Here is a 7,143-nt window from a genome sequence, read left to right as displayed (position 1 = left end):
TGGCCCTAATTTCGAAAGCGTGCAACAGGGTAATGTACTTTTCTTCGAGCAAGCATTCAGAAGTAGTCGCATTTTCGAGGAGTACGAATTTCCAGGTTCTGGACTCGCCAGGCTCTAATATTACTTTCTCCTCGTTTGTATCATCAATTTGTGGTGTAGTTGATGCTTGCCAGCATCCTTTGTCGGGGGCTGGTGGGACGAGATTCTGCCTGGAGGCAATATCCTTGAGATAGACATCGAGATGCGAGGGGGAATCACTAGGACTCTCGACATATGGTTTTGGAATACCGCTTTCCCATCTCAACGGGTAATCTCCTTGGAATTCGAGTTTATTATCAAGGGCGTCATTTGAGATCAGTATTTCAATTTCTGCGGGGCTTGATGACGAAAATGGCGAGCATCTACCTACTTTGTAAGAAACATCGCCACTTTCCATGTTGTCCTGGTGAACGTGAACTGTTGGAAAGGGAGACTCAGCTTCATGCGTCTCTTCAGTACATCGGAGCGTTTCTTCGGTTGGGGAGGTCTTCTCATCATCGTTTACCGAAGGTGAGTCCGTACTATCCGCTCGATCTGCACATCCCGTTAGAAGTGGCCCACCGAGTACAACTGTCGTGAGATATGTTCGCCGATTCATGTTAGGAACTCAACCATCATGCGATAAATGTTTTCTCCCTTCCCAGAATCGCTTCTACTTTGCTACTTTGCTCCGTACGCACGTATAACGAGATGATTCACCGGTGTAACCGCGAAACAAATAGAGTCCTCGTGTTGCACTCATCCGCTATATTCAGCACGATTCGCAGAACAGGTCTCCACCTGTGGGTTTCAACAAACCAATACGTGCCAAATATACGTACGACCTGTGCTTTTTCGAGGTAGAGACTGCGACGACGTTTCGGTGGTCGTGACCATACCCTCCCCTAGCCTCAACTTCTCTGTCTCATCCAGTCCCCACTCCCTTCGTATCGTAGTCATCGACCAGGGAGACCCTGACATTGTTAACCCGGAAGTCGGTCGGCAGACACCGGGGGTTTTAGATACTAATTTCCGATAGTTTGTGGTCGGGCATCCACGATGAACGCCGACGCCGACGCCGACACCCACACCCACACCCACACCCACACACTCACCACCGGCACAACACGTCGAAAGCTGCTAGCCGTCTCGAGCGCAGCAGCGATACCCGGACTCGGCGGCTGCGCCAGCACCGAGAACACCGGCGGGCCGACCGGAAACGACGACCCAGCGGACGAAGAACCGAACGAACCAGCCGTGTCCGACACGGGACCTGACGCAGTAGCCGACCCCGAGCCCAGACTGATCGTTGGCGACGCTTCCACAGCCGATGTCGGGATACTCGAGGTCTCGAGCGGGGAGCTACTCGACTCGATTCCGATCGAGGACGCAGACCCGATCTTGGGTATCCCGAAGTACGGGCAGNCAGCCGATGTCGGGATACTCGAGGTCTCGAGCGGGGAGCTACTCGACTCGATTCCGATCGAGGACGCAGACCCGATCTTGGGTATCCCGAAGTACGGGCAGGTCGCGGCGGTCAGTCAGCCGGAGGCCGGGACGACCCATCTGATCGACAGCGGGACGTGGGCGACTGAACACGGTGCTGACGCTGAGTACCACGTCACTGCTCCCAGTCCCGTCGCCGAACTCGATCTCGAGCGACCACTTCATACGAGTGCTGGACACGGCTACCTCTCGATCTTCGCTGATGGCTCCGGAACGGCCCACTTCGTCCACGAAGCACGCACGCTCGAGGCGGACGCTCCGGACGTGACGGCGATCGAGACGCCAGCACCTCACCACGGTGGAGCAACCGCACTCGGTCCCGACCTGTTTGCAGTCTCGTGGGTACAGGAACAGGCCGACTTCGGAGTGGCCGACGAGGTAGCAGTGTTCTACGACGATGAACGGGTCGACACGTACGACTGCCCGGGGCTCCACGGCGAGATCGCCGTCGAGGGTGGCGGTCTCTTCGCAGGGGCCGACCACGTCCTCGCACTCGAAGCACACGGCGACTACACCGAGGCGACCACCGTCGAATATCCCGACGAGATCGATCGCGTTGGCTATTTCGAGGGGGTGTCCGATCACACCCGCGTTGCAGCAGCCGACAGTGGACATCTCGTGCTCTTCGACGCGGCGAGCAACGAGTTTACAGTGGTCACCGAGCTCCCGGCGGAAACGGCTGGCGGTGATCACGATACCGGTGTTCACGTCACCGACGATGGGGCAGTAATCGTTCTCACGCCGGAGGGCCGGCTCCACCAGTTCGACCTCGAAAGCGGGGAGCGGATCGCTTCGAGCGACCCTCGTGAGACAGTCGCGTTCGAGAGCGGTGACGACGAACCGGTACCTGCAATGGCGGGTGGACGGGAAGCAGTATACGTTACCTCGCCTGTCGACGGTGACGTCCACGAGTTCACGACGGATGGTGATCTTCGCCACGTTCGAACGATGCCGGTCGGTGACACCCCGAGCCGACTCGGCTTCTTCGGTGCGTACTGGTAGTCCAGCCCGGACCAATACGAAGCTGCGTCGCCTCTGCGGGAGTCGCTACGGTGTCTCTCGAGTCGGCCATCTGAGCGACCGACGTGTCCCGGAAAACACGAAGTGAGAGAGACTGTACTGGGAGACCGAACCCGCTGGAAGAGCACTCCACGTTCTCGCGACCGGCCGGTGCTTCGTGGGGTCTAACTAGACAGTGGCTACGCTTACACCCCTTCACGAGAGATGTTGGGTCGTACTGAGATGAGTGAAGCAAAGCAGGATAACCATGTGGCCGGCGACGGTTCCGTCGCCGACGAGTCTCGTGACAGCACAACGACGGAGGCCCCCGACCTCTTTCGAAACCGGTTCTCGACCGACGAGATCTACGAGCGCGTGCTCATCGAGGCGGACGAAGAGATCGGTCGTACGACACGTGAACTGTTCTTTAGTGGAATCGCCGCGGGCTTTGCGATCACGATCACGGTACTGCTCTACGCCTCGATGACGGAGGCAGCAGGTGGAGTCCCGATCGTGGGAGCATTGCTGTACCCGATCGGCTTTCTGTATATCATTCTCGGGAACTATCAGCTGTATACGGAGAACACACTCCCACCGGTTGCCCTCGTTCTGGATCGGCTGGCCAGCGTCCCTGCAATGCTCGGTATGTGGACTGTCGTCCTGGCGGGGAATCTGGTCGGCGGAGCCGTCGGTGCGTTACTGCTGGCACACGGTGGCGTCATGTCGCCGGAGGTGGCAACGACGCTGAACGGGATCGCAATGACCGGGATCGAGACCGCGTGGTTCGATCTCTTCTTCAGGGCCGTCTTCGCTGGCCTGATCGTCGCAGGCGTCGTCTGGGTCGATTTCGGCGTTCGAAGCTCGACGACCAGGTTCTTGCTCGTCTACATTGCCTTCCTGGCGATCCCGCTCGGTGGACTCTTCCACGTCGTCGTCGCGAGTACCGAAGTGATGTATCTCGTGTTCCTCGGCGAAATCGGCCTCCTGTATGGAGCGACCAATTTCGCACTCCCGGTGTTGCTCGGGAACACACTCGGTGGCGTCGTGCTCGTCACCACGATCAACTACTACCAAACGTCACACGAAGTACACGAACTCTCCGATAAGCTCTCGGTGTCCGAGTGGCTGTTCACCAACAAGACAGCACTGGACCCGGAGAAGCTCAAAGAGAAGTTAGAGTCGAAGATATCTCACTGACCTCGGGTCGCCGATCGGTGCACGTCGGCGGCCAACGTCTACGTGCAGTTGATCGAGTGCTGTGAGAAGACGGAGTTCGAGATGGACGGCGTCTGACTGCTCCCACGACTGCAGTCGTGGGGGATGTGCTGGCCACGGACCAGCGCCCGTCACAGACGGGCATCCCCACGTGGAGGTCGCCGGTCGACTGCTGGGGTTCTGAAGTCAGTGTGGCTCACGGGCCGGACACCCTGGTGGGCTTGAACTCGGCCACCCTACGGGCGGTCTGGCACTCGAGCGTACGCGTTTCATGCCACGAGTGAACTCGTGGGCGTTCCCGCTGTTCTCGCTGTAACACAGCCGGGTCGTCCATCCGGCTGCCGACCAAGATGTTGAGCGATCGGTGCAAACGAGCCTGTGGAGACGACTGATACGGTCTGCTGTAACGATCTACTGGTAGCGAACCGCCTCGGTTGCCCCTCGTCGACTTCCACACTCCGTCTGAAAGCCGGACCTATCGACGACGCGGCGACTCGAGTTCGATGTCCGCCTCCTCGAGTAACTCCTCGACTTCCGCGCGTTTCTCCTGGTGGTCCGCGAGGAACTCCCGCATCAACTGGGCAGCCTGTTCCTTGCAGTCGCCACAGAGTCGTTCGCCGCCGACACACTCGTCGTAGACGCGCTTGGCGAACTCGTCGTCGTCGCCGGACAGCAAGTAGGCGTACAGCTCGTAGACGGGACACTCGTCGGCTTTGCCTCCCTTCTCGCGCTGTTGTTCGGCCGTCTCGCGACCGCCGGTGGTTGCCGCCTTCACCTTGTTGTAGCCGTCTTCGGGATCGTCCAGCAAGGAGATGTGGCTTGCCGGGACCGAGGAGGACATCTTCCCGCCGGTGAGCCCGGTCATGAACCGGTGGTAGATCGACGACGGCGGCTGGAAGCCGTACCCGCCGTTCGCGACCTCGACCTCGCGGGCGAGGTCTTCGGCCGCTTCACGGTCGAGTTCGAACGCGTCGACGTGGTTCTCGTAGACGCGTTTCTCGCCGTCGATCGCGTCGATTAAGGCGTCGAACGCCTCGTCGGTCGCCCGTCGGTCGAAGAAACGCGTCCGTGGCCGCAGCGGCTCCATCCCGCCTTCCTCGAGTTTCGTCAGCACCGAGTCGAGCGTGCTCGCGTCGACGGCGAGGTCTTCGAGGGGCGTTTCCTCGAGCGCTTCGGCGACGTGTGTACACCGTAGCATCTCGTCGTCGAACGCCTCGGGTTCGAGCCGATCGTAGAAGTCGGCGACGAGCTCGCGTTCGTCGGGCTCGAGTTCGAAGCTGGCGAACGCCTTCGAGACCTTGAAAAACCGCATCCGTTCGGCGAGGTCCCGCGCGAGCCGGACGTGGGGGTCCTGGTCGGGTCCGACGGGGATCACGGTGGGCTTTGGCTCCTCGAGTTGCGGGTAGAGGATGTCGGCCATCTGGGTGACGACCGACTGCATGTGCGAGACGTCGGTCTCGCCGTCGAAGCCGTAGATCGACTGGAATTCCGAGAAGTTGGCCTCCGCGCCGAGATCGAACGCGAGGTCCTGGACCTCGCGGTTCGTCGACTGACGGTAGAGCTCGCCCTCTTCGGGGTCGAACCCGAGCGCGAGCAGGGAAAGGAGGTAGTTGCGTGCGTGTTCGTCGATCTCCGCCCAGCTCATCCCGCGGGCCGAATTGGCCTCGAGATCGGCGATCAGGGCGTAGGCGTCGGCTCCCTGCTGTTGGTGCCAGATGATCTCGTCGAAGACGAGTTTGTGGCCGATGTGGGGATCGCCTGTCGGCATGAATCCCGAGAGCACTGCTGCGGGCTCGTCCTTGCGCATCGCCTCGGCGACGGGTCTGTAGTCCCGGTGCCCGAAGATGACGCCCCGGCGCATCAGGTAGTGGGGGTTGGGGACCTCGTCTAGAATCTCGTCGAACTCCTCGATGCCGAACTCCTCGAACAGTTTCCGGTAGTCGGAGACGGTCGAGGACCCCCACGGATCGAGCGCGACATCGTCGGCTCCAGCTGCGCCACCGTCTGGCAACGGTTCACTCGATTCGTGTCCAGTAGTCCCGGTGGTTTCCGGGGTCTCCTCGCGTGGATCGTCTCCGCTCATTATCCTCGGTTTGACGCTCCGGCGCGCAAAAGCCTTCGCCTTCGCCCTCGCTCCCGAACGGACCCCGTCGAGTGGACCCTCGTCTCCGTGAACGGTGAGCCGATGCGACACGAATCGCTCGACGGAGTGCTTACGTGTTCGACGCCGGCTCGAAGTCGGGCACCAGCATTCGACGCCGAGACGGTTCGGGCACAGAGCAACCAGCACGGGTCCGCTGTGGTCCCCTCGGCCGCCGCGTCGTCTCGATCGAAAACCGTTCCAGTTCCCGCTCCCGCTAGCGAGACGCCTGCCCGAGCGTCTCGAGCCGGTCGACAGGTTCGACGCCGGCAAACAGGATCGCGGCGAACACACGGTCGCCGTTCGGTCGGGGCGCGTCACCACCCATCAACTCCCGCGAGTCAGTCGTCGACTGGACGGATTGGCGGCCGTCAGCGATGGCCTGCCGGTTGAGCCAGGCTGGCGGACCACCGACGATCACCATCGTCCGGTCGGTGTTCTCACGATCGCACTCGAGCGTCAGCTTCCCGTGCAAGGCCTTGCTGATGGTCGTCTCGACGGCGCTGACGGCCGATGCGGTGTCCACGTCCGGTTCCGTCGAGAACAGGCCCAGACCGAACCGGGAGCCGCCGTCGTCCGTGTCGACCTCCTGTTGCCCGTAGCCGAGCGTCGCGACGGTCGTTCGATCGTCGGCTCCGTCGAGGATGCGGGCCACGTCGCTGGCGTCGATCACCGTCTCGGCAACGTCGCCCTCGTTCGCCGCGCCGGCGGAGAAAAACGCCGCCACCCGGGTCGCGAGTTCGCGGTTGAGGCGGTCCCGGCCCTCGGCAAGGGACTCGCCGGTCCGGAGCCAGGCGTCGTTGTCGAAACAGATCAACGCGTTCGCGAGTCCGTCGAGCCGCTCGAGCGTTCGGGCCGCGTTTTCCTCGGCGAGCGGTCGGGTGTCGTCGCCGCTTTCGACGGCTGCCGTCGGCGAGTCGTCGGTGCCGTCGTCCGGGACGATGTCTTCGACCAGCGGGTCTTCGGGCGGCTCGAGTTCACGCTTCGCCGGGAGCGTCGCGAGCACGTAGACGGGGTCGTCGTAGACGGCCCGTAAGGTCGCGACCAGTTCCGGAACGGTGCCGCCGCCGGTCGCCCCGCCGAGGCCGACGACCACGAGGAACGCGTCCGCGATCGAGGGTCGCCCGTCGTCGAGTCGCCGACTCAGCTCGTCGACGTACTCGTCCCCGACTTCGAACCCTCGCTGGAGGTTCCCGTTGAGTCCGTTCTCGATCGCCTCGCCGTACCGGTGACGGTTCGTCTCGGGGATCGTCTCGAGCGCCGCC

General features: G+C 61.8%; 4 protein-coding genes. 1 reads left to right on the top strand and 3 read right to left on the bottom strand.

Translation table 11 applies throughout. The features are described 5' to 3' along the window. The coding region (locus C446_RS18450) for a hypothetical protein (RefSeq protein WP_152419351.1) at positions 1-637 on the bottom strand (637 nt) is incomplete at its 3' end. Between the two features lie 2,129 nt (positions 638-2,766). Here C446_RS18450 and C446_RS03040 point away from each other — a divergent pair. Then, positions 2,767-3,720, top strand: coding sequence for a formate/nitrite transporter family protein (locus tag C446_RS03040; RefSeq protein ID WP_006671592.1), 954 nt, complete (start codon positions 2,767-2,769; stop codon positions 3,718-3,720). A gap of 493 nt (positions 3,721-4,213) precedes the next feature. On the opposite strand, the gene C446_RS03035 is transcribed toward C446_RS03040, so the two are convergent. After that, the gene (locus C446_RS03035; protein ID WP_006671591.1) at positions 4,214-5,821 is read right to left on the bottom strand and encodes a tryptophan--tRNA ligase; all 1,608 of its coding nucleotides are present in this window, start codon (positions 5,819-5,821) and stop codon (positions 4,214-4,216) included. A gap of 274 nt (positions 5,822-6,095) precedes the next feature. After that, positions 6,096-7,143, bottom strand: a 1,048-nt coding sequence (locus tag C446_RS03030) for an FtsZ/tubulin family protein (protein WP_006671590.1), incomplete at its 5' end; no start/stop codon positions are given.

Source organism: Halobiforma nitratireducens JCM 10879, from assembly GCF_000337895.1.
GTDB lineage: Archaea > Halobacteriota > Halobacteria > Halobacteriales > Natrialbaceae > Natronobacterium > Natronobacterium nitratireducens.
The sequence above is the reverse complement of the archived record's forward strand: the minus strand, read 5'-3'. Positions and strand labels throughout refer to the sequence as shown.